Genomic DNA, 4154 nt, shown 5'->3' with positions numbered 1-4154 from the left:
GCACGTGCGGCCGCGCCTGCGCGAGCGCGACGCCCAGGACGCCGGTGCCGCACGCGAGGTCGATCGCGTGCGACGCATCCGGCATCGCGCCGAGGTGCTCGAGCAGCGTCTGCGCGCCGATGTCGATCGCGGTGCCGGCGAAGGCGGCGCCGTGCGCGACGACCGTGAGCGGGCCGCCCGCGAGCCGGTGCGTGCGCGAGCGCGGCCAGCTGATGCCGGGCCGCAGCGGCCCCTCGGCGTGGAGGACGCGCGACTTGCGGCGGCCGTGGCTCGCGCGCACGTATTGGAAGCTGCGGCCGAGCAGCGCGTTCATGCTCATCGACATGTGCTTCACGCGGCCGCCGGCGACGACGCGCACCGCGTCGTCGGCGTACGTGGCGACGAGCTCGGCGATCTCGTCGAGCGCGTCGAGCGAGCGCGGCAGCTGCAGCAGCACGAGCCGGGCACCGGCGACGAGGGATGCGTCGAGGCCGTGGTGCGCGAAGGCCGACAGCCCCGTGCGCTCCGCGTTCGCGTCGAGCGCGCGCTCGCCGACGATCGAGTCCTGGTGCACGCGCACGCGGGCCGCGCCCGCGGCGAGCGCCCCGAGCGCGAGCGCGCCGTGCCGGTCGCCGATCACCACCACATCGTCGAGGCGGTCGAGCGCGCCCGCCTCGTCGAGGATGAGCGCGTCGGAGGCGTCGTGCGCCTGCAGCGTCGGGTCCTCGACGTCGGGCCAGCGGCGGAGGGCCGCGAAGAGCGCGTCGCGATCGGTCACGCATCGATCCTCGCAGTTCCCGCAGGCCCCGGGGCGCGGCGGCTGCGGATGATTCGGCGCTGGTGCGGGTCGGCGGCTCGGAGTAGCGTCCGGCGCGTGACCGCACCGCAGCGCCCGGGCACGATGCCCGACCTCGCCTCGCTCGCCTCCTCCCTCTCCGGCCGGGTCACGCTGCCGGATGACCCCGCGTTCGACGCCGAGCGCATGCCCTGGAACCTCGCGATCGACCAGCGGCCGCTCGCGGTCGCCCATCCCGCGGGCGTCGACGACCTGCGCGCGATCCTCGCCGCGGCGCGCGACACGGGCGCGACGGTCGCCGTGCAGCCGACCGGCCACGGCGCATCCGGCGCCCTCGAGGGCGCGATCCTCACCCGCATGGGCGCGTTCGACCGGATCGAGGTCGACGCGGCCGCGCGCACCGCGACGATCGGCGCGGGCGTGCTGTGGGGCGCGGTGATCGCGGCGCTCGAGGGCACAGGGCTCGTCGCGCCGTCGGGCACGAGCCGGGTCGTGAGCCCCGCGGGCTACCTGCTCGGCGGCGGCCACTCGTGGGTGAGCCGCTGGGCGGGGCTCGGCGCGCAGTCGCTGCGCGCCGCGTGGCTCCTCCGGCCGGACGGGACGCACGAGCGCGTCGACGACGCATCCGACCCCGAGACGATGTGGGCGCTGCGCGGCGCGGGCGCGCTCGTCGGCATCGTCACCGAGCTCGAAGTCGACCTGCACGAGGCGCCCGCCATGGCCGGCGGCATGCTGACGTTCGAGGCGGTCGACGGGCCGGCGGTGCTGCGCGCGGTGCGCGACGCGGCGGCGGATGCGCCGGAGGGGCTCGGGCTCTTCTGCTCGACGATGCGCATGCCCGACGTGCCGATGCTGCCCGAGGAGGTGCGCGGGCGCAGCTTCACGACGGTCGAGGTGCTCGGCCGCTCGGCGTCCGACCTCGCGCCGCTCGAAGCCATCCGGACCGCCGCGACGCCGACCTCGGAGCGGATCGGGCCGATCACGCAGGCCGGGCTCGCGGCGATGTCGATGGAGCCCGAGGAGCCCTCCCCCGGCGGCGGCAGCTCGCACGCGCTCGACGGCCTGCCCGACGACGCGATCGACGAGCTGCTCGAGTGGCGAGCGCGCGACGAGCAGTGGGCGCTCGTCGCCCTCACGCTGCGCATGCTCGGCGGGGTGCTCGACGCGCCGCGCCGGCCGGGGTTCGCGTCGCTCGCCGGCGCCGCCTGGATCACGCACGCACTCGTGCCGCAGTTCCCCGGCGCGCCGATCCAGCCGGGCCTCGCGAGCCTCGCGGGCCTCGACGCGCTCCTCGGCCCGCACCGCTCGACCCGGATGGTGCCGACCTTCCTCGGCCCGGACGAGACGCTCGAGCAGTGCGGCAGCGCCGAGGAGGTCGCCCACCTGCGGCACATCCGCGATGCGGCCGATCCCGACGGCGTGCTGCACGAGTGGCGGCTGCCGCGCTGAGCGCCGCGGACGCCGCCCGACCGATGTCGGGCGACCGGGCACGGACGACGAAGTCGTCGGGAACGTTGGGATGCGCCTGCGGGCAGCTGCGGCCTACCGTGCTGCCATGAGCAGCATCCTGCGCAGCGGCATCGTCGCCGCAGCGGTCGTCCTCCTCGCCGCCGGCTGCGCGGCGGGCCCCGGCGCTTCCGGCGGGTCGGCCCCGTCCGCGACCGACGCTCCCCCCGCACCGGCCCAGCCGGTCGTCACGGGAGCCGAGGCACGGGCCCAGCTGGCCGACCTGCCGATGCCGAGCGCCACCGAGCCCGTGATGGCGATCGGGCTCGTGCTCGACGACGGCGAACCGATCCTGTGCCTCGGGCCCGTCGCCGAGTCCGCGCCGCCGCAGTGCGCAGGCCCCGCGCTCGTCGGGTTCGACTGGGCGCAGGTCGCCGAGCCGGTCGAGATGAGCGAGGTGCGGTGGGCGCACGTCGCGATGCAGGTCACCTACGACGCTGAGGCGTTCACGGTGACGCAGGTCGGCGAGCTGCTCGACCTCGCGGCGATCACGATGCCGGCGATCGAGTACCCGACGGGCGACCTCGACGACGCGACGATCGCCGCCGTGCAGGAGGACCTCATGACGCTGCGACGGCGGGATGTGTTCGGCGCCGCCGGCATGGACGGCGTCGTCGTGCTCTCGGTGCTGCACGACGACGGCTCGATGCAGGAAGCGCTCGACGGCATCTACGGCGAGGGCGTCGTCTTCGTCGAGTCGGCGCTCCGCTGATCAGGATCGCTGGTCGAGCCGTCGGCCGCAGGCCGACGAGTCTCGCCTCGCTCACATGCGCGGTGGGCGACGTCGTGACTGATCGCTCGGAGTGGTCTCGACTCGTGCGCCTTGGGCGCACTGCTCGACCAGCGAGACGCGCGCTGGCTCAGGCGTCGACGCGCTCGCGCTCGCGCGTCGTGCGCTGCCCGACCACCGCCGAGACCCCGTCCTGCCGCATCGAGACGCCGTAGAGCGCATCCGCGATCTCCATCGTGCGCTTCTGGTGCGTGATGATGATGAGCTGCGAGCTCTCGCGCAGCTGCTCGAACACCGTGAGCAGCCGGCCGAGGTTCGCGTCGTCGAGCGCCGCCTCGACCTCGTCCATGATGTAGAACGGGCTCGGCCGCGCCTTGAAGATCGCGACCATGAGCGCGACCGCCGCAAGCGAGCGCTCGCCGCCCGAGAGCAGCGAGATGCGGTCGATCTTCTTGCCTGCCGGTCGCACGGTCACCTCGACGCCCGTCTCGAGCATGTTCTCCGGGTCGGTGAGCGTGAGCGCGCCCGAGCCGCCGGGGAAGAGGATCGGGAAGACCTCGGTGAACGCCGCCTTCGTGTCCTCGAACGCGGCCGCGAAGATGGTCTCCATCGTCACGTCGAGGTCGGCGATGATCTGCTCGAGGTCCTTGCGGGTCTTCGCGAGGTCGGCGAGCTGCTCGGTGAGGAACGTGTGCCGCTGCTCGAGCGCCGCGAACTCCTCGAGCGCGAGCGGGTTGACGCGGCCGAGCCGCGCGAGCTTGCCCTCGGCCTCCTTGAGCCGTGCCTGCTCCGCCTTCCTGTCCCACTCCTCGCCCGGCGCGTACTCGGCGACGAGCACCGCCTCCTCGAGGCCGAGCTCGCTCCCGGCGCGCTCGAGCAGGTTCGACAGGTGCAGCCGCTGCTCGTACGCCTCCATCTCGGCGACGTGCACGTGCTCGGTGAGCTCCTGCAGGCGCTCGCGCAGCGTCCCCTCGCTGCGCCGCAGCCGCCCGAGCTCCTCGTTGCGGTCGCGCCGGGCCGCCTCGCGCTCCGCGAGCACGCCGCGCGCCTCGGCGACCGAGCGCTCGGCGACGCCGAGCACCGGCGGGATCGCCTCGAGCACGCGAGCGGCCTGCTCTCGCTGCCGCTCGCGCAGCACCGCGC

The 4154-nt window shown here is 74.9% G+C and carries 4 protein-coding genes; 2 read left to right on the top strand and 2 right to left on the bottom strand.

Annotated features, from left to right (window positions below; all coding sequences use genetic code 11):
- The coding region (locus tag NWP09_RS12055; protein ID WP_258275746.1) for a methyltransferase at positions 1–757 on the bottom strand (757 nt) is incomplete at its 3' end.
- 96 nt (positions 758–853) lie between these two features.
- On the opposite strand from NWP09_RS12055, the gene NWP09_RS12050 reads away from it, so the two are divergent.
- Complete coding sequence (locus NWP09_RS12050) at positions 854–2224, top strand: FAD-binding oxidoreductase (protein WP_258275745.1); 1371 nt, start codon at positions 854–856, stop codon at positions 2222–2224.
- A gap of 106 nt (positions 2225–2330) precedes the next feature.
- On the top strand, positions 2331–2993 hold the full coding sequence (locus tag NWP09_RS12045) for a hypothetical protein (protein ID WP_258275744.1): 663 nt from the start codon (positions 2331–2333) through the stop codon (positions 2991–2993).
- Between the two features lie 148 nt (positions 2994–3141).
- Here the strand turns inward: NWP09_RS12045 and NWP09_RS12040 are convergent.
- Positions 3142–4154, bottom strand: a 1013-nt coding sequence (locus NWP09_RS12040) for an AAA family ATPase (protein WP_258275743.1), incomplete at its 5' end; no start/stop codon positions are given.

The sequence above is a fragment of the Agrococcus sp. HG114 genome, assembly GCF_024723325.1.
In the GTDB taxonomy this organism is placed as follows: domain Bacteria; phylum Actinomycetota; class Actinomycetes; order Actinomycetales; family Microbacteriaceae; genus Agrococcus.
This window is presented reverse-complemented; position numbering and strand designations above follow the sequence as displayed.

Bases quoted from the DNA above. Each gene is read 5' to 3' on its own strand.
- NWP09_RS12045 (WP_258275744.1), top strand. From the start codon at position 2,331: ATGAGCAGCATCCTGCGCAGCGGCATCGTCGCCGCAGCGGTCGTCCTC.